Annotated in this window: 19 protein-coding genes; 2 read left to right on the forward strand and 17 right to left on the reverse strand. The window is 51.9% G+C overall.

Translation table 11 applies throughout. The annotated features are described in order from the left end of the window. Positions 1-2: 2 nt before the first annotated feature. The 3 genes from MKX70_RS30950 to MKX70_RS30960 form a co-directional block, all read right to left on the reverse strand. Positions 3-839, reverse strand: a complete 837-nt coding sequence (locus MKX70_RS30950; protein ID WP_340789361.1) for a carbohydrate ABC transporter permease — start codon at positions 837-839, stop codon at positions 3-5. 24 nt (positions 840-863) lie between these two features. After that, a complete protein-coding gene (locus tag MKX70_RS30955) occupies positions 864-1,754 on the reverse strand; it encodes a carbohydrate ABC transporter permease (RefSeq protein WP_042233868.1) in 891 nt (296 codons plus the stop codon). Between the two features lie 105 nt (positions 1,755-1,859). After that, positions 1,860-3,257, reverse strand: a complete 1,398-nt coding sequence (locus MKX70_RS30960; protein ID WP_042233865.1) for an ABC transporter substrate-binding protein — start codon at positions 3,255-3,257, stop codon at positions 1,860-1,862. A 457-nt stretch (positions 3,258-3,714) separates the two neighbouring features. Between MKX70_RS30960 and MKX70_RS30965 the strand changes: the two genes are divergently transcribed. Beyond that, the gene (locus MKX70_RS30965; RefSeq protein WP_042233862.1) at positions 3,715-4,674 is read left to right on the forward strand and encodes an ArsR/SmtB family transcription factor; all 960 of its coding nucleotides are present in this window, start codon (positions 3,715-3,717) and stop codon (positions 4,672-4,674) included. Positions 4,675-4,858: 184 nt separating this feature from the next. Next, positions 4,859-5,017 carry a hypothetical protein gene (locus tag MKX70_RS30970; protein ID WP_019912516.1) on the forward strand — a complete coding sequence of 53 codons (159 nt, stop codon included), beginning with the start codon at positions 4,859-4,861 and terminating at the stop codon, positions 5,015-5,017. 125 nt (positions 5,018-5,142) lie between these two features. Here MKX70_RS30970 and MKX70_RS30975 read toward each other — a convergent pair whose 3' ends face one another. The 14 genes from MKX70_RS30975 to spoVAD all read right to left on the reverse strand — a co-directional run bounded on the left by MKX70_RS30975 (position 5,143) and on the right by spoVAD (position 18,146). After that, positions 5,143-5,913: a class I SAM-dependent DNA methyltransferase gene (locus tag MKX70_RS30975; protein WP_042233860.1), complete on the reverse strand. Its 771-nt coding sequence runs from the start codon at positions 5,911-5,913 to the stop codon at positions 5,143-5,145. Between the two features lie 41 nt (positions 5,914-5,954). Next, positions 5,955-6,872: a CvfB family protein gene (locus MKX70_RS30980; protein WP_042233858.1), complete on the reverse strand. Its 918-nt coding sequence runs from the start codon at positions 6,870-6,872 to the stop codon at positions 5,955-5,957. Beyond that, positions 6,869-7,216 carry a ribosome silencing factor gene (rsfS, locus tag MKX70_RS30985; protein WP_039308297.1) on the reverse strand — a complete coding sequence of 116 codons (348 nt, stop codon included), beginning with the start codon at positions 7,214-7,216 and terminating at the stop codon, positions 6,869-6,871. The genes MKX70_RS30980 and rsfS overlap by 4 nt, the downstream gene beginning before the upstream one ends. Next, a complete protein-coding gene (gene yqeK / locus MKX70_RS30990; protein WP_340789366.1) occupies positions 7,213-7,791 on the reverse strand; it encodes a bis(5'-nucleosyl)-tetraphosphatase (symmetrical) YqeK in 579 nt (192 codons plus the stop codon). Before yqeK ends, rsfS begins: the two co-directional genes overlap by 4 nt. Next, a complete protein-coding gene (locus MKX70_RS30995) occupies positions 7,763-8,365 on the reverse strand; it encodes a nicotinate-nucleotide adenylyltransferase (RefSeq protein ID WP_042233854.1) in 603 nt (200 codons plus the stop codon). The genes yqeK and MKX70_RS30995 overlap by 29 nt, the downstream gene beginning before the upstream one ends. A gap of 82 nt (positions 8,366-8,447) precedes the next feature. Next, positions 8,448-8,741, reverse strand: a complete 294-nt coding sequence (yhbY, locus tag MKX70_RS31000) for a ribosome assembly RNA-binding protein YhbY (protein ID WP_042233852.1) — start codon at positions 8,739-8,741, stop codon at positions 8,448-8,450. 37 nt (positions 8,742-8,778) lie between these two features. Beyond that, positions 8,779-9,675 carry a shikimate dehydrogenase gene (gene aroE, locus MKX70_RS31005; RefSeq protein WP_042233849.1) on the reverse strand — a complete coding sequence of 299 codons (897 nt, stop codon included), beginning with the start codon at positions 9,673-9,675 and terminating at the stop codon, positions 8,779-8,781. An 83-nt stretch (positions 9,676-9,758) separates the two neighbouring features. Then, positions 9,759-10,889: a ribosome biogenesis GTPase YqeH gene (gene yqeH / locus MKX70_RS31010; RefSeq protein ID WP_340841487.1), complete on the reverse strand. Its 1,131-nt coding sequence runs from the start codon at positions 10,887-10,889 to the stop codon at positions 9,759-9,761. Further along, positions 10,889-11,413, reverse strand: coding sequence for a YqeG family HAD IIIA-type phosphatase (locus MKX70_RS31015; protein ID WP_039308324.1), 525 nt, complete (start codon positions 11,411-11,413; stop codon positions 10,889-10,891). Before MKX70_RS31015 ends, yqeH begins: the two co-directional genes overlap by 1 nt. A gap of 95 nt (positions 11,414-11,508) precedes the next feature. Next, positions 11,509-13,743: a transglutaminase-like domain-containing protein gene (locus tag MKX70_RS31020; RefSeq protein WP_340841488.1), complete on the reverse strand. Its 2,235-nt coding sequence runs from the start codon at positions 13,741-13,743 to the stop codon at positions 11,509-11,511. After that, positions 13,740-14,990 carry a DUF58 domain-containing protein gene (locus tag MKX70_RS31025; protein ID WP_042233844.1) on the reverse strand — a complete coding sequence of 417 codons (1,251 nt, stop codon included), beginning with the start codon at positions 14,988-14,990 and terminating at the stop codon, positions 13,740-13,742. Before MKX70_RS31025 ends, MKX70_RS31020 begins: the two co-directional genes overlap by 4 nt. 1 nt (position 14,991) lies before the next feature. Beyond that, positions 14,992-15,948 (reverse strand): AAA family ATPase, encoded by a 957-nt coding sequence (locus MKX70_RS31030; protein ID WP_042233842.1) that lies wholly within the window; start codon positions 15,946-15,948, stop codon positions 14,992-14,994. Between the two features lie 816 nt (positions 15,949-16,764). Beyond that, positions 16,765-17,115, reverse strand: coding sequence for a stage V sporulation protein AE (spoVAE, locus tag MKX70_RS31035; protein WP_042233840.1), 351 nt, complete (start codon positions 17,113-17,115; stop codon positions 16,765-16,767). Continuing rightward, complete coding sequence (gene spoVAD / locus MKX70_RS31040; protein ID WP_042233837.1) at positions 17,112-18,146, reverse strand: stage V sporulation protein AD; 1,035 nt, start codon at positions 18,144-18,146, stop codon at positions 17,112-17,114. The genes spoVAE and spoVAD overlap by 4 nt, the downstream gene beginning before the upstream one ends. Between the last annotated feature and the right edge of the window lie 2 nt (positions 18,147-18,148).

Here is an 18,148-nt window from a genome sequence, read left to right on the forward strand (position 1 = left end):
CATTACCCCTTTACTCCGGAGATGGCTACAGATTCAATAATCTGCTTCTGGAACACGAGGAAGATAATCAGCATCGGCAGCAGGGCAATAATCGAAGCTGCCATAATCAGCGGATAGTCCGTCTGGATTGCATAGGTCGCATTGAAGTTGGCGATAACCAGCTGGAGTGTTTGCTTCTCCGGTGAATTCAGGTAGATGATCGGAGACAGGTAGTCATTCCAGATGCCCATGAACCACAGGATCAGCTGTGCAGCTACCGCCGGTTTGATCAGCGGGAAGGTGATCGAGCTGTACAGGCGGAAATACGAGCTTCCGTCGATTTTGGCCGCTTCAATGATTGCGTTAGGCACACTGCTCAAATATTGCCGCAGGAAGAAGATCATCACGATATTGCCGAACAGACCCGGAACGATCAGCGGCAGCAGGGTGTCAATCCAGCCCAGCTTGGAGAACATGAAGAATTGCGGAATCATAACTGCCGGATACGGAATCATCAGTGAAGACAGCATTAACAGGAAAATCTTGTTTTTACCGGGAAAGCGCAATTTGGAAAAGGAGAACGCCGCGAGACTGGAAGTGAACGTGCCGACAATGGTCACAGTCACTGCAATGATCAAGCTGTTCTTGATCCCGCTGAGCAGCGGGCCAGCATCCCAGATTTCACTGTATTTATCGAAATGGAACGGACTGGGAATCCACACTGGAGGCAGGGCGAACACATCCTGCTTATCCTTGAATGAGGTGGACAGCATCCAGAGCAGCGGGCCGATCATGAACACCGCGCCGATTAATAGTAGAACGAATATGATGGTATTGGTAACTCTTCTTCTGCTCGTCATATTTAGGGTCTCCTCTCTCTCAGATCAATCGACATCGAACGATTGTTTCTCGTTCATTCGGAATTGGATAAGAGTCACGACAAATATGAACACGCCGAGTACTACCGCCATTGCGGAGGCATAACCCATCTGGAAGCTGCCGAAGGCCTTCTGCCAAATGTAGAACACCACGGAAGCCGAAGCATATTCCGGACCGCCTGTCGGGGTCATAATGTTCATCTCGGTAAAAATTTGCGATCCTCCGATAATATTGGTAACGATAATGAAGAAGGTTACCGGACGCACCATCGGCCAGGTAATATGCCGGAACGACTGGAAGCCGTTCGCTCCGTCCAGCTCAGCCGCTTCATAATAGGATCTGGAGACACTCTGCAGCGCTGCCAAATAGAGCAGCATTGTATAGCCGAGTCCCTTCCACACCGCCATTATGATAAGCGCAGGCTTGACGGTGAATTTATTGGCCATCCAGTTCGGGCCGCTAATGCCGAACAGGTCCAGGAACTGGTTCACGAGTCCATAGTCACCGTTGTAAGCCCAGTTCCACATAATGGACACTGCCGCCAGTGAAGAGATGACCGGAACATAATAGATTACCCGAAATGCTGTAGTGCCGGGCACGCCCCGGTTAAGGCCCAGCGCCAGCAGCAATGCGAGCGTAATCCCGATTGGAATGCCAAGCATCATGAAGAGTGTATTGAATACGGCCTTATGGAACAGCTCATCTGTCAAAAGATCGGTGAAATTACTCAGGCCGATTACGTTCATCTGTCCAAGTCCATCCCAATCCGTAAATGAGCCATAGATCGAATAAATCATCGGATACAGCGTAAAGATGAGTAGTCCCAGCAGCGGAGGAAGAATAAACAGAAATCCGTAGATTTTCTCCTTCCGGTAGAGGCCTGACTTAGCGCTCATTACAATCACCTCAAATTCAGATAGTTCAGAACAAAGTGATGCTGGTCCGCTGTTACAGGAGACCCCGCATCACTTTTATTCTGGTTTAGAACTATGGTGTACAGCTTATTTCTTGGATTTAGCTTCCTGCTCCACTGCTTTATCAAGCAGCTTCTGCATCTTAGGCTGCTCTGATTTCACATACTCTTCCGGTGTAACCTTGCCGTCAAGAACCGGCTGGATATCGGTGTAGAACAGGTTATACCACTCAGCATTGTAAGTATAATGACCTGGGAGCACTCTTCCGTACTCGTTAACCACCTGCAGGAACTCTTCTTTGTTGGCTGGTTTTGTTGTTGTATCTGCAGCCCACTCGGTAGCCATATCAATCAGGTTCGGAATTTGTACTTTAGCCTTAACAAGCGCTTCCATACCTTCCTTGGATGCCGTCAGATAGTTGATCAGCTCTACAGCTTCATCCGGATGTTTGGTCTTGGCGGAAGCACCGATACCAAGTGATCCGGTCCATGTAGCGGATTTGCCTGTGGAGCCTGCAGGATAAGGAATCAGATCATAATCGAAAGGCAGTGTTTCATAGGTACTCATATCCCAAGGGCCTACAGGGAAGAAGGCCATTTCGCCTTTCATCCAGCGCTGGTAGGTATCCAGTGTCTGTGCTTGTTCTGTGGACGGCGTAATACCGTATTTAAGCTGCATGTCGGTGAAGAACTGCAGAGCTTCGATAAATTTCGGATCATCAATCGTTACTTTTGTTTTGGTAGCATCGATCCAGTCAGCCCCGTTGCTCCATACGAAGGATGGCAATGCCCATTGCACGTTGAAGCCTGCGCCGAATTGATCCAGCTTGCCGTCGCCGTCTTTATCGGTCGTCAGCTGCTGGGCCACTTTGATGAATTCATCCCAAGTGTAGGGTTTGTCTTTGTCCGGCAGAGGTATGCCTGCTGCTTCGAACATCGTTTTGTTGTAGCCGAGTGCGAATGGGCCAACATCTTTAGGCATTCCGTACAGATTGCCTTGTCCGGCCATAGTGCCGTCGTAGCGGTACAAATCCACACCATATTTCCAAATGTTGTTCAAATCGATATTAGGGTTATTCTCTACATAGCTGGTAAGGTCCAGCAGCACGCCGCTGTTCACATAAGCCTTCAGGTCCCCGGATTCAAAATAGAATACGTCCGGCACGCTGTTGCCTGTAATAGATGCTTTCAGCTTGGTAGCATATTGATCTGCCGCAGTAACGACAATTTTAACCTTGACGTTCGGATGGTCTGCTTCGAATTTCTTCACGACACCTTCATAGGCTTTTTGCTCATCGGTTCCTCCACGGAACATGAAGGTAAGGTTTTTGGTTTCTTTCGAATCATTCTTGCCGGCATTTGCAGTGGCTTCGCCTCCGCTATTGCTACCGGATGATGCATTGTTGTTCCCGCCGCAGCCTGTAAGTATAACTGATACCATCAGAACTAACGACAGCAGTGTAAACCAGCCCTTTTTCTTTAACACTGTAACCCCTCCTAGGATTTGCTGAACAATTATAATGCTATATAGAAGAACTAAAGTAACCGTATACAGGTTTGTTAGTTCAAGCTACCTCATCTTACGACTTACGTTTCATATATTATTAAAATAATTAAAAAACATTTGAATGTATTCGCTTACAGATATAAAATAACATATATAAAGATCACTGTAAACACATAAATATAAAACTATTCATATATATTTGAATCAAAAGTCTTTGAAGATATAGTTACTGAATATAACAGGCTTTTTTCGCAATTTATCGGCTTTATTCATTTATAAAAATATAAAATAAAAATCCTTTTCGTTTCATATTTAGCTTAAATTTAATTATAATGTACAAATAAAGGAAGAATGCTTTCCTTTTAGGCTCAATTAGTTTATAATTTTATAAAATAGTTTTTTTCTAATGACCTCACTGGAAGAAGGTACCCTAAATATGATTTATATCAAAGATCTGATGAGCGGGATTGATATTTTCAAGGCGCTCAGCTCCGAAATCCGCATCCAGATTCTCGAACTGCTGGCCACGAATCAGGCGCTGAACCTCAATGAAATTGCCAAGAAGCTTAATCTCAGCAATGGTGCAATTACGATGCATATCAAGAAGCTGGAGGAAAGCGGCCTAATCGAGATTAATACCTCAGTAGGCAAGCATGGGATCCAGAAGGTCTGCTATCTGAATAAAGATAAGCTGATGGTAGATCTGCGCAGCAAGGATGTTGACAATCTGTACGAGGTCGAAATTCAGGTAGGCCACTACAGCAATTATCAGGCTGTCCCTACCTGCGGACTGGCAACCAAAGACAGCATTATCGGCGACTTCGACGAGCCGCGTTACTTCGCCGATCCGCAGCGGATTGATTCCGAGATTATCTGGATGGCCGAAGGATTCCTGGAATACCGGATCCCTAATTATCTCAAAGCGAACCAGACCTTCCGGGAGATCCAGTTCTCCATGGAAATCGGCTCTGAAGCACCAGGCTTCAACGATAATTATCCTTCCGACCTGTATTTCTATGTAAACGGGATTGAGATCGGTTTCTGGACCAGTCCCGGAGACTTCGGTGATGCCCGCGGCACCTTCAATCCTGACTGGTGGCCTCCTCACCTCAATCAGTACGGAATGCTGAAGCTGATCCGGATCAATAATGAGGGAAGCTTCATTGACGGCTGCCGCATCTCGGATATTACCCTCGATGATATCAAGCTGGATTACAAAAGCGAGCTGACCTTCCGCATTGCCGTCACCGACAAGCCGGTGAACAAACGTGGCTTAACCATTTACGGCAAGCATTTCGGCAATTATAGCCAGGATTTGCTGGCTCGTGTGCTCTACAATGTTCATGAGGTTGAAGCTCCTTCCAGCCGTGTAACCACGGCGGGGGCCGTGGACTGACAGGTTCTGCAAGGCAGAAAGACCATTCTCCGCTCAAGAGGATGGTCTTTTTTATGATGTTTTAGCGTCCCCCGCATTCTCCGAATCCTCCGGCCCGCCGCTGCGCTAAACTCCCCGTATAATTGTCCCCTCCGTAACCCACACTAACGAATGTCTTTCAAACTACCGTGAGGGAGTGTTTCGAATGCGTGAAGGGTTGATACCCGCCGTTCTTGGAACCGTAGTAACTGCTTCCAGCGCAGCTTTTTTAGGCAGCAGATATAAAATGGCTGCAACAGGCATTCTTGGATTTGGTCTGGCGCATATTGTACTCGGCACCATCGATTTGTTCGAACACAGGTAAAAACATTGAAAGATGGCCGGTCCGTGCGGATGCACGGGCCGGTTCCTTTTATCAGAATCCAAATAGAAGAAACAACAAAAAGGCCCCCACCCTCCTACGGGTAAGGACCGCTGTATACATAAGGTTTATTTCACAGCTACATAAAACAGCCGCTGGGCGGAATCGTCAGCTTCGATCCACTCGAAGTCCGCATAGATCTTAACATCGCTGAAACCGGCCTTCAGCAGTTCCTGTTTCATCCAGTCCGGATCATAGGCGCGCTGGGTATGCGTCTCTTCAAAACGCCGGTACACATCCTGGCGGCCCTCTTCACGGGCGAAGATGGACAGGTGATGCTCAATCTCCCGGCGCGGTACGTCCAGCTCACAGGTCCAGATGTACGATACGTTCGGCTCATCCTGCACGAAGGGCTGTTCTTCCTCGTAGCGCGTCAGCGTATTCGGATGATGTACATCGAACAGGAAGGTTCCGCCCGGCTTAAGTCCGGCATAGGTACAGACAAATACGTCCCTTACATCCTGTTCTTCCAGTACGTAATTGAGGCAATCGCAGAAGGAAATAACCGAATCTACAGGCTCCGGCATCTCCCATTCCTTCATATTCTGTCTAACCCAGCGTACACTGCCTTCCCGTAAAAAACGCCGTCCCTGCGGCTGCTGCTCCAGCTTACGCTGTGCCACCGCCAGCATGTCCGAAGAGAGATCAATCCCCGTCATATGATAACCTGCCGCGGCCAGCGGAATGGTCAGGCTGCCGGTACCGCAGCCGAGTTCGGCTACCGTAGACGGCTTGCCGTATTTGCTCCATGCCGTCTCCGCAAAGGTCAGCCAATCCGGATATGGCATATCCGCCATCAGCTCATCGTATACATAAGCAAATTTCCCATAGGAGGACACTGGCGTACACCGCTTTCTATAAACTATTGGTTGTCAGAAAACTATTGGTTGTCAGATTCAGGCTCCGAATCTGCCTCTTCCTTGCCGGCCAGATAGGTCCAGTTCTCTTTCTGGGTAACCAGGCCTTCCTTCATCAGCTTGCCCAGCGCACGCTTGAAGGCTGACTTGCTGATGCCGAAGCGCTGCTTGATAATATCCGGAGGCGTTGCATCCGAATACGGCATGCCGCCGCCCGGACGGGTAGCCAGGAAGTCCAGCAGTGCCGCTGAATCCACATCACGGCCTACTTCCTTGCGGTGGCCCATACTGAGGTTGACGCGGCCATCCTCACGGATATGGGCAACCCGTGCTTCAATCATTTCTCCCAGACGCAGCAGCCGGCTGCGCTCAGAGGAATGAACCATCCCGATGATGCCGAAGCCGAGGACACCTGCATCTACAAGGACAAAGGTACCCATCTGAAGCGGCTTATACACCCGCGCCGTTACAGTCTGTCCCTGCCATGATTCAGGTGCGGGCAGCGCCAGCGGCGCAAGCTCCTGCTCTCCGGCCAGCTTGGCACGAAGACGCCCCTGCTTGTCATGCTCCATAATGGCGAACACTTTATCGCCGATCTGCGGACGCAGCTCCACCAGCTCCGGAAGCTCGCCAATGGGCAGGAGCAGCTGGCGTCCAAGCCCCATCTCCAGGAAGCAGCCCAGACGCGGATGAATATCGGCCACTTCAAGCAGCGCCATTTCGCCCAGCGTCAGGTAAGGCTTCTTCATTGTAGCTGCAGGACGGTCCTCGGTATCGAAGAAGATGAACACTTCAACCTTGTCACCGATCTTCGGCTTGCTGCCGACCAGCTCGGTGTAGTGAAGCATGATATCCTGGTCACCGGCGCTCAGGAAGTATCCGTAAGGGGATACCTCCCGCATCACTTCAAGCATAACCGTAGTTCCAGCTATCAGACTCATACCGTTTCCACAACCTTGGCATCCGACCACAGACGCTCGATGTTGTAATATTCGCGTTCATCGCGGTGGAAGACATGGACGATAACATCCCCAAGATCCATCAGTACCCAGCGGGCTGCGTCCATCCCTTCGATGCCTTTGATCATTCCTCCGGCTTCATGAACTACCTTGCGAACCTCAGTAGCAATCGCTTGCACCTGGGTATCCGAATTACCGTGGCAGATAATGAAATAATCACTGATCGGCGACACGCTGCGCAGATCCAGTGCCACCACGTTCATTGCTTTTTTGTCCTGAACGGCATTCAGCGCCAGCTCCAGAAGTTTGTTTGATTGTACACTCATATTTTATCCTCCAGTATTCTTACTAAATCGTTGCGCGCCAGCACCGTAAGCGGGAACACGATCCGGCGCTTCTCCAGCAGCAGGCTGATCGTGGAATCCAGTCCTGCGATCAGCCCTTCCTCCAGGCTGACCTTGGCCAGCCTGCGTATCTCATCCACACCGGAGAAGTCCCGCCCAGGCTCAATATAATCAGCCAGGCAGACGATTTTGTCCAGCAGGCTCATGTTCTCCCGACCTGAAGTATGGTAGCGGATGGCATTCAGTACCTCAGTATCCGTAATTCCATAATCATGCTCAGCGGCAAAAGCGCCCACCTCGGCATGCCATAGCTGCTTGTCGTATTTCAAAAGCTCGGTGGATAACCCGTTCTGTTCAATGATCTCCCGCATCCGCTCTACAGGCCAATACTTGGCGACATCATGCAGAATTGCCGCTGTCTCGGCACGTTCAGGATCAGCGCCATAACGCTGCGCCAGCTTCACAGAGGATTCCATCACGCCGAGTGTATGCTTCCAGCGTTTGTCCGGCATCTGGTCAGAAACCGCTTCAATCAGCGCTTCGCGGCTGTACCCCATACAATCCACTCCTTTGAACATATTCAAAGACTGCGTCCGGCACCATATAGCGGATGGATTTCCCTTCGGCAGCCCGGGCTCTGAGCATTGTAGAGGAGAGGTCCACCAGCGGCATATCCGCCAGCACTACCCGCTCCGCAATGAAACCGGGCAGCAGACCAAGATCAAGCGGAGTCCCCGGCCGGCCGACACCGATGAAGGTCAGTCTCTGTACCAGTTCCTCTATCCCCTGCCACTTGGGCAAATACTGAACCATATCCGCTCCGACAATGAAAAAGAATTCATGCTGCGGATATTCCTCCTGCAGGCTGATCACCGTTTCCAGGGTATAGGACACTCCGCCTCTGACCACTTCCCAGTCGAGGATGCCAAATGAGGGATGGTCCTTAACCGCTTCCTGGACCATAGACAGCCTGTCCTCGCCCGTTGCTCCGGCCTCATGCTTATGGGGCGGAATATGCGAAGGCATAAACCAGACCTCATGCAGACCGTAGCTCTCCCGCGCGGTTTCCGCGGCCATCATATGGCCGATATGCAGAGGATCGAAGGTTCCTCCCATTATTCCTACTTTCAAGAGGTCAACCTCCTCCTATTATCCGATGAACTTCATCCGGCTGCAACCCTCGCACAAGTGTGCGGGCTGCGCCGCCAAACCTTTAGCGGGGCAGCTCAATCGTTTTGTTATCACGTGATTCCTTGTACAGAACGATCGTTTTGCCGATCACCTGAACAAGCTCCGAACCGGACTGCTCGGCAAGCGCGGCACCAATTTCCTTAGGATCTTCGGCATTGTTATTCAGCACACTGATCTTCATCAGCTCGCGTTTCTCAATAGCTTCTTCAATGTGACGGATCAGATGATCATTGACGCCGCCTTTGCCGACCTGGAATACAGCATCCAGATGATGGGCCAAAGAGCGGAGATAGCGTTTTTGTTTACCAGTTAACATAAATGAACAAACTCCTTAATTAACATATATTATTACCTTACTTGGACGAAATCATTTCCCCGGCACTCCCGCCGAGGCAATCCACAATAGTCTGCCGCATGATATCTACGGGTGCTGGGAGTCCTGTCCAGTACTCCAGCGCATAGGCACCCTGGTAGACGAACATTCCCAGCCCTCCGTGAATGATGCAGCCCCGCTGCTGGCTCTCCGTAAGCAGCCGGGTTTGCAGCGGATTGTATATCAGATCGCTTACAATCATTCCTTCATGAAGCCAAGCCGGATCTATCGGCATCTCCTCCATGTGGGGGAACATGCCTACTGAGGTCGTATTGATCACAATATCCATGTTGCCGATGACGGAAGGAATGGCTTCAATACCCGTTCCGGCTACGCTCCCTCTATTCCGGAAGCCGTCTGCCAGCTGATGGGCACGCTCCTCGTTACGGTTGGCGATTAAGATAGAAGCGGGATGCTCCTGCAGCAGGGCTGAGACAATGCCCCTGGCCGCCCCGCCGGCTCCAATCACCAGAATACGGGTGCCTGCGAGTTCGGGCGCAACCTCCGCCTTGAGCGAACGGACATATCCGATTCCATCCGTATTGAAGCCGGTCAGCACACCTTTGTCATTAACAATCGTGTTGACCGCACCGACATCCACCGCGCTGGCATCCAGCTTATCCAGATAGTCCATCACCGCAACCTTGTGCGGAATGGTTACATTCACCCCGCGGAAGCCGAGGGTCCTGACCGCCTGCACGGCATCCCCCAGCTTGTCCGGAGTGATATGCAGCGGCACATAAGCGCCGGAGAGTCCAAGCGCCTTCAGCGCCGCACCGTGCATCAGCGGAGATTTGGACTGGGCGATCGGGTCGCCCATTACGCCCAGCAGAAGCTCCGGGTGTCCATCCTTACCATTCAGGCCTGTCTCAGCCATAGTATCGCCCTCCTGCAAGTTCTGTCAGCATCTGCTTCATTGATTTCGCTTCGCAAAGCTCACTCCGGAAGCATCGGCTTATGTTAGATCAGCGAAGGACGGGTAAGCACCTTAACGCCACGCGGCACATGTATAGCTACAACTGCACCTGCCGTACCATTCACCTTGATCCAGCCCAGGCCGGAGATGAACAGGTCAGTCTCGCTATTCCTGGCGATGCGGAACTCATGACGCTGCCACTGCGGCAGCTTATCCATATCCGCCGTTCCCGGAGGCGACAAAAGCTCGCCGCGGTGGTCCTGATACAGCGAATCGGCGCGCTCCAGCTTCGTGCGGTGAATCTTCAGCGTACTGCTGATATAGCAGGTGAAGGATTGGCGTTCGCCCTGAACGAAGTCGAAACGTCCCAGTCCGCCGAAGAACAGTGATTGGCCCTCATTCAGCTGGTATACTGCAGGCTTGAGCGGATTCTCCGGCATTACAGCACCCAGATCCTTACGTTCAACCAGTTCACTGTACCGCCAAGGATAGACAATCCCCGGAGTATCAATAATGTAATGGCCGTCATCCAGCGGAATCTTTACCATATCCAGCGTCGTGCCCGGATAACGAGAGGTAGTCAGCTCCTCTTCCAGGTCGCTGTAATCGGAGATCAGCCGGTTGATCAGCGTAGATTTGCCTACATTGGTCGCTCCGACGACATAGACATCACGCTGTCCTCGCAGCTCGGTTACGGCCTCCAGCAGGCGGTCGAAGCCCTGATTGCGCTTCGCGCTGACGAGCACAATCTCCGCCGTGCGCAGCCCCTCTTCTTTGCAGCGCTGCTGCATCCAGTTGCGCAATCTGTTCCAATTGGTCACCTTAGGGAGCAAGTCGCTTTTGTTGACCGCCAGAATAACCGGGTTATTGCCGACAAACCGCTGCAGCCCGGAGATCAGACTGCCTTCGAAATCGAAAATATCCACAATGTGGATGACCAGTGCGTTCTTCTCGCCTACTCCGCTGAGCAGCTTCAGGAATTCGTCCTGGTTCACCGATACGGAAGAAGCTTCGTTGTAATTCTTAATCCGGAAACAGCGCTGGCAAATTACGGGTTCCCGTTCAAAGGCAGTCTCCGGAATATATCCGGGAAGCTCCTTGTTTACAGTCTGGAGCTTGATACCGCAGCCGCTGCATTTCTCAGGCCGTTTCTTGTCGTCGTTCAATGCATTCATTAAGATTTATCCTCCTCTTGCCACAATCCTTGCTTGCGCAGACGTGTTAGAGCAATCTGCTCCACCCTGCGGTTGATTCTTGTACCCACGCCTTCATCCTTGACGGAGATCGGCAGCACGAGCACCGTGTACAGGCCGAGCCGGTTGCCGCCGTATACATCTGTAAGCATCTGGTCGCCGACCACTACCGTCTGCTCCGGCTTCAGATCCATCAGCTTCATCGCCTTCAGAAAAGGGGCATTGCTCGGCTTACGGGCCTGATGTACAAATTCAATATTTAGCGGTGTTGCAAAGCGCGACACCCGGTCCATATTGTTATTTGAAACAATGATCAGCTTGAAGCCAAGCTCCTTCACCTTCGTGAACCAGAGCAGCAGCTCAGGCGTAGCCAGAGGCGCCTTGGCGCCGACCAGCGTATTATCCAGATCCGTAATAATCCCGCGGTATCCTTGACGGTACAGCTCTTCCAGATCAATATCAAATACCGTATTTACACGGAGTTTGGGAACTAACCTTTCAAACAATACTTTCACCTCATTTTCATACGTAAAACTTGTATCCAGCGCTATATCCAACTGTCAAAATCCACCTGTTAGCGGTACTTTATGATACTGGAGCATTACTTGCCGGATTTCATGCTTTTTCGCAGCCGCAAAGCTTCAGTATACACGCTGTGCCAGTCTTTGTCTTCAATAACCTCAGGGCTGTAATTCGCCCGCTCGAACATGCCCAGGAGTGTGGACAGATTTGCCGCTGCCGCAGGCCGTTCTAGGCTCCAGCGTTCCACAGATTCGCGCAAGGTTTCATGCTCTTTCTTCAGCATACCCTTACTTCGGACATACCTTACCCAGCGCTGCGTTTCTGCTACAACTTTTTGTACCGGAGTCAGCTGATGGCCGATGCGCAGACGCGTGATCAGGAACCGCAGACTCATGCGCCGCTGCCAGAGCAGGAATCCGGTCCAGAGCAGAAGAATAACCGCCGCTCCTGTTACTACCCAGACACCCGGATGGAACCCTTCACTTCCGGGGGCCGTATTTGCCGCCTCCTGTTCAGGCTCCGCTTGCTCTTCTTCCTGCACTTCTGGTTCTGATACGTTGTCTTCCTCCGTCTGGGTCAGCACCGGTACATTGAAGCCGGGCGTGGCCTCCACCGGAACCCAACCGTAGTCACCGAAATAAATCTCTGCCCAGGAGTGGGCATCTGCGTTTGTAATCGTATAGTTATTATTCACTAGACCGCCTTGCTGAAGCGCCAGATTATCCGGGATTTCTGCCTGTTCGCCGGGCGCATAGCCCTTGACCCAGCGGGCCGGGATATCCAGGGAACGCGTCATTGTGACGAGTGCAGTGGAGTAATAATCGCAGTAGCCTTCCATAATCTCAAACAGGAAGCTCTCGACCATATCTTTGCTTCTTGCGCGTGAGACATCCGGCTGATTCGTGTAGGGGAAGGTTTGCTGGAGATATTGCTGCAGCAGCATGACCTTCTCGTACGGCGTCTGTGCTCCGGCAGTAATCTCCTCCGCGAGCGTACGGACCCGCTCTGGGAAGTTACCCGGCAGCTGGAGATACGGGTCAAGAACAAGATTTCCGTACAGCTGTTCATAAGTCTGTGTACTCAGCTCCTGAAACGGTACCACTGGTACCTCCGAGGTCACCACATAGGTCTGGGGGTAAGAGCGTGCACTGCCCGCTGCATTCCACAGCAGCTCGCTGTCTCCCCCCCGCCATGACAGCCCGTTGCTCTCCGCCACGCCATCCACAGCATTCACTTTTACAATCGAGTAGCCGCCGAAGAGCACAGGATAGTTGTTGCCGCCCAGCAGCTGAACCGTCTGCGTCAGTGTCCGGGTCTCTGTCTTAGGGGCCGCAACAGGCTCCAGCATTTCTCCTACCTGGACTGTCCTAAAGGTTCCCCGGCTGAATGTATCATCGTCACTCCAGCCTTTTCCGGAATACGTACTCCGGATCTCTCCACGCATATAGGTCCGCAAATCGGAGGTGACGGTCATTACGGGAGAATAATCAAAGTTAAAGCCTCCGCCAAGATTATCATCATTCAGACTGTAGCCGGAGGTGGTTGCGCCATTTGTCCCTTCACCGGTTGAGCTTTCACCGCCGCCTGAAGAGGTGCCTGAAGAAGGTGTATTTCCGCTCCACTCCTGCCAGACCGTATAGGGGTCGGTTAACGTAGGACGTACATCCGGCATATTCACTCCGGCAATAATGACAAGTGAGAAGATAATCGCTATATTAAGGGCGACTTTGAAAGGATATTTGAGCAGATAGGCCCAGCCCCGCGGATAATACAATTGGAAGCTTCTTAGATGCCTGGTGACCAGCCAGCCCATTCCGGCAAACACGGTCCAGGCTACTTCCTGCCATAATACAGATGTTGTAAAAGAGTCCAGCGCGGCGAACGCCGTAATATTCATCCCGATGAACATTAGAATCCGCACCTTGCCATTCACCCACCAGGATGACAGCAGCATCAGCACCCAAGCACCCAGCGCAAACCAGATATACGGATTCATATGTGTGATGATATCCGGCAGCCGTTCTCGAAATGTAGGCAGCCAGGGATTCGGAACATATTCCCCGTAATGCAGAAGAATACGATACACGAGGTACCCTATCGCCACACCTTCAAGCATGAGGCGGTAAATCCATTTAACAGGTATAATAATTTCAATTAAGGCTACTGTTACAAGAGTCAGCAATACAACGGCTGTTGTCTCCTCCAGCCAGAAAGGCACAGTGTAGGAGACCCACTGCAAAGCGATGATCACGAGCCATAGCAGTGTCAATGCGTGATGCCATGAGGATTTGACTGCGTTCTTCCAATGCTTCATCGTACAGGATCACCTCCAAGTACCGCAGGGAGCTCATGAAGTGTGCTGATATTATGACCGGTAACCCCATGCGACTGAAGAATATTCAGCCACTCTCCGGCCCGGTATTTCCCTGAAGGATGAAGAACATGAATGTGGGACGGGGTCATCCCCCTGCTGTCAGCCCAGCGCAAGGTATCCAGTACCACCCTGCCGCTCTGCGGGCTGATCAGGACGAAGTACGCCCCCTTGGGGAACATCCGCTGGGCACTCTCCAGTCTGGTAATCAGCGGACCACGGCCTTCCGCATTGATATCGATCAAATATTGAATCATCTTCTGCCGCTCTGCATTGCCTTCCGCCGGACTGAACACCTTCGTATGTCTATCGAGGCAGCACAGGCCGATGCCGATTCTCTCCCGGATGCCAAAGCCGAGCAGTGAAGCCGTGATGGATACCGCCAGCTCAAACTGAGCGGAGTTGTAGTAACCGCTTGAGCTGCCGTCCAGCACCAGAATCGTCCTGGGCACAGATTCATGCTCGAATTCCTTGGACTTCCAATCCCCGGTCTTCGCCGTTGCATTCCAGTGAATCCGTGTCAGCCGGTCTCCGTAGACATAATCACGGACTCCGTTGATCTGCGTCGTCTCGCGCCGCGACTGAAGCAGTGAGACCTGCGGCCCTGACAGGCGTGCTTTGCGTTCATACAGCTGCCATCGCGGCACCATGACCACCCGGGGCATCACCCTGAATTGTCCTTCCGCCTTAAATGTGCCTTTGTGCTCCATCAGGCCGAAGATGTCTTCGCTGAGAATATCCGTGTTCTCAAAAGCATAGCAGCCCCGCTCCAGCTGCGGCGTCTGGAACAACAGCTCCCCCCGACCTCCCATGTTAGGAATGAGGCTCTCCTCAAACACCCATGACTCTCCATTATGACGCTTCAGGATTTCCCGCACCACCACGTAGGGTAAGGGCAGAAATCCCGGAATCGTGACTTCCAGCTTCACCCGCAGATAACCTCCGGCATAGAGCAGATCAGGCTTATCCTGTTCGGAGTAGAAGCTGCGGGTACCTTTGGCCCTCCGGACGCCGCCCAGTCCCCCAATGATTAGATACAGGATCAGGACCGATACCATAATGAACAGCATGAACGAGGTTTTGCCGCCCTGAAACAGCACGTAGAGCAGAGTGATGACCCAAATCGCAAGCACGCCCATGAATTTCCTTGGCTGAATAACGGCGGCCGCTCCCGCTAAGATGCTCCTCATCTTATTGCCTCATCGTTACAGGCACATGAATGCTCTGCAGCAGCTTCTGCAGCAGGGAATCCACGCTTACATTATCAAGGCGTGATTCCGGTCGCAGCAGAATGCGGTGTCCCAGGGCAAACGGAGTAAGGGTCTTCACATCATCAGGCAGAACATAATCGCGGCCCTGCAGGAAAGCATAAGCTTTGCATGCCATCATGAACGAAAGCGATGCCCGGGGGCTGGCCCCCAGAAGGATAAGCGGGTGTACCCGCGTCTGCCGGACTACATCGAGCAAATAGTTCAGGACCGGATCGCTGATATAAATATCGCGGATCTCCTCCTGGATGGCGGCAATGGTATCCATCCCGGTGACCGGAGTCAGCTTGTCTACCGGTTGGCCCTGCTGGTGAGTAATCAGCAGATTCTTCTCGGTCGCGGCATCGGGATAACCCAGGCTGATCCGCAGCATGAAGCGGTCCAGCTGGGCCTCAGGAAGGGTATAGGTGCCTTCAAAGTCTATCGGATTCTGCGTTGCGCAGAGCATGAACGGATGCGGCAGAGGATAGGTCTCCCCGTCGACCGTCACATTGCGCTCCTCCATGACCTCAAGCAGTGCGGACTGGGTCTTGGTGGTCGCCCGGTTAATCTCATCGGCAAGCAGAATATTGGTCATGACCGGCCCCGGGCGGAAGTGAAACATTTCATCGCGCGGATGATAGACAGATACACCCGTAATATCACTCGGAAGAATATCGGGATTGCACTGAATCCGGCGGTATTCACCAGACATGGAACGGGATAGCGCCCGGATCAGCTGCGTTTTGCCAGTCCCCGGAACATCCTCAATCAGGACATGTCCGCCAGCAAGGAGTGCCGTGAGCAGCAGTTCAATTTCGAAGCTTTTACCGAGTATACAGGATTCTAGATTAGTGCGGACAGCGTTCATAATTTGCGTAGATTCTTGACGTACAGGCATATATGGTAAACCTCCTATGTCAGAATAAGCAGTAATATATACATTTTACATGATTCGAGTAGTGAAAGTACATGTTAGGGGCCGTGAAATTATAGAGCGGCTTACGAGATTTGTCCAAAAGAAACACTTACCGGCCGCAGCAAAACACAGCATCTTCCGTCATAGCCCGGAGGAGCGCCTTCAGGGAAGCCACTGGAAAAAGTGAGCATCACAGATACCTTTCATTAAGTTGTGGTTGTCCGCTATTACCGAGTTCGAAGAAACGCTGACTCTATAGCGGAATTACCAGCGGGGCTGGGGTGTTTGGGCTTCTGGTATGTTCGGGCTGGGCGTTCAGGAGCTGGTACGTTCGATAGATTCGATAGCGTTGGGGTGTTCGGGAGGCTGATTAGATAATGTTGTACTTTTTGCAGGATTTCTCGCGTCCTGAGGGGGGAAATCCGGTATTGTTGTAATTTGTGCAAGATTTCTTGAGTTCTCCTCATAATGCTCTGCTAACCGGCAGGCCGAGATTACTAATACCTCACATTTCCTCACTTAGCCTACCCCAAGCACCTTTCAAAGGCTTCTACTTTCCGGAAATTCACAGCCACTCCCTCCCTCCCCTTATTTCCGCCCACCGCAATCGCCTATAGCAAATTAATAGCTACCTTTAAAATCAATGGCATTGCTTTGGGTTACAGTGTAATCCCAAAGTCAAAAGACCGCCAAAGGCGGCCCTCCTAATTTAGCTTTATTTCACTTAGTTTTTCTTTTCCCACTTAATCCTTCTACATACGTTACTCCACTTATTTATTCTATAGCCTTCTCTTCACCCTAGCCCTTCGGCCGGACAACAAGCGCTGCCAGGAATGAGAAAACAATCGCGGAGGAAATCCCTGCACTTGTAACATCGAAGATCCCTGTCACCACCCCGACCCAGCCATCCCTCTCCAGCTCCGTCAATGCGCCGTGCACCAGGGAATTACCGAAGCTGGTAATCGGAACGCTTGCTCCGGCTCCGGCGAATTTCACCAGCGGGTCATAGATCCCGAAGGCATCGGCAATCGCACCAAGTACGACCAGCGTACTCATAGTGTGGGCGGGAGTCATCGCTAGCACATCGAACATCAGCTGCCCAAGGACACAAATGGCTCCTCCGATCAGAAAAGCCCATAAATAAATCATACTTCTTCACCTCCGCTCTCCAGGGCTACCGCATGGGCTACGCACGGAATACTCTCCCCTTGCTGATAAGACAGCGGTGAGAGCAGCGCTCCGGTTGCCACAATAAGCACCCGTTTCAGTTCACCTTTTTTCAGACGGCTCAGAATATGTCCATAGGTCACTACCGCCGAACAGCCGCAGCCGCTTCCCCCCGCAATAACATATTTCTGCTTGTCCAGGTCATAGATCATAAGCCCGCAATCATTGAAGACTGTCTGCTCCATGGGAATCCCCTCTTTGGCCAAAAGCTCCTTGGCAATCGGCAGACCTACAGATGCCAGGTCTCCCGTTACAATCAGATCATAATGCCCCGGTGACAGCCCGGTGTCCCGGAAATGCGCGGTAATCGTATCAGCGGCAGCTGGTGCCATTGCGGTTCCCATATTGAACGGATCCTTCAGTCCAAGATCCATAATACGCCCAAGAGTTGCTGATACGACATAAGGACCTTTAACGGTACCGTCATTCACGCCGACCACTGCACAGCCTGAGCCCGTAACTGTGTATTGGGCCGTTGGCGGCTTCTGGGAGCCATATTCTGTAGGATAGCGGAATTGTTTCTCCACCGTACAGTTATGGCTTGATGTGCCTGCCAGTGCGTACTTGCCGCCGCCGGAGTCGACGATCATGGAGGCGATAGCCAGACTCTCCATGGAAGTCGAGCAGGCGCCGAAGACGCCAAGATAAGGCACGCCGAGCTTCCGCGCGGCGAAGGAGCTGCTGATGATCTGGTTCATCAGATCACCGCCGACAAAAAACTCCAGCTTCTCCTGCTCCAGATTCGCGTTCATGAGCGCGAGCTTGGAAGCTTTTTCAAACAATGCACGCTCTGCCTTCTCCCATGTCTTCTCGCCCATTTCCAGCGAATCGTAGATAAAATCAAAGCTTGAAGCAAGCGGGCCCTCTCCCTCTTCCGGGCCTACCACTGCGGAGGAGCCGAGAATGACCGGACGGTTCGTGAATTCCCAAGTTTGACTGCCGAGCTGCTTCATCG

The sequence above is a fragment of the Paenibacillus sp. FSL R7-0312 genome (genome assembly GCF_038004445.1).
Lineage (GTDB): Bacteria > Bacillota > Bacilli > Paenibacillales > Paenibacillaceae > Paenibacillus_AQ.

Excerpts from the sequence above, each read along its gene's own strand:
- MKX70_RS30950 (WP_340789361.1), bottom strand. The coding sequence starts at position 839 with ATGACGAGCAGAAGAAGAGTTACCAATACCATCATATTCGTTCTACTA.
- MKX70_RS30955 (WP_042233868.1), bottom strand. The coding sequence starts at position 1,754 with ATGAGCGCTAAGTCAGGCCTCTACCGGAAGGAGAAAATCTACGGATTT.
- MKX70_RS30965 (WP_042233862.1), top strand. The coding sequence starts at position 3,715 with ATGATTTATATCAAAGATCTGATGAGCGGGATTGATATTTTCAAGGCG.
- MKX70_RS30970 (WP_019912516.1), top strand. The coding sequence starts at position 4,859 with ATGCGTGAAGGGTTGATACCCGCCGTTCTTGGAACCGTAGTAACTGCT.
- MKX70_RS30980 (WP_042233858.1), bottom strand. The coding sequence starts at position 6,872 with ATGAGTCTGATAGCTGGAACTACGGTTATGCTTGAAGTGATGCGGGAG.
- rsfS (WP_039308297.1), bottom strand. The coding sequence starts at position 7,216 with ATGAGTGTACAATCAAACAAACTTCTGGAGCTGGCGCTGAATGCCGTT.
- yqeK (WP_340789366.1), bottom strand. The coding sequence starts at position 7,791 with ATGGGGTACAGCCGCGAAGCGCTGATTGAAGCGGTTTCTGACCAGATG.
- yhbY (WP_042233852.1), bottom strand. The coding sequence starts at position 8,741 with ATGTTAACTGGTAAACAAAAACGCTATCTCCGCTCTTTGGCCCATCAT.
- aroE (WP_042233849.1), bottom strand. The coding sequence starts at position 9,675 with ATGGCTGAGACAGGCCTGAATGGTAAGGATGGACACCCGGAGCTTCTG.
- yqeH (WP_340841487.1), bottom strand. The coding sequence starts at position 10,889 with ATGAATGCATTGAACGACGACAAGAAACGGCCTGAGAAATGCAGCGGC.
- MKX70_RS31020 (WP_340841488.1), bottom strand. The coding sequence starts at position 13,743 with ATGAAGCATTGGAAGAACGCAGTCAAATCCTCATGGCATCACGCATTG.
- MKX70_RS31025 (WP_042233844.1), bottom strand. The coding sequence starts at position 14,990 with ATGAGGAGCATCTTAGCGGGAGCGGCCGCCGTTATTCAGCCAAGGAAA.
- MKX70_RS31030 (WP_042233842.1), bottom strand. The coding sequence starts at position 15,948 with ATGCCTGTACGTCAAGAATCTACGCAAATTATGAACGCTGTCCGCACT.
- spoVAE (WP_042233840.1), bottom strand. The coding sequence starts at position 17,115 with ATGATTTATTTATGGGCTTTTCTGATCGGAGGAGCCATTTGTGTCCTT.
- spoVAD (WP_042233837.1), bottom strand. The coding sequence starts at position 18,146 with ATGAAGCAGCTCGGCAGTCAAACTTGGGAATTCACGAACCGTCCGGTC.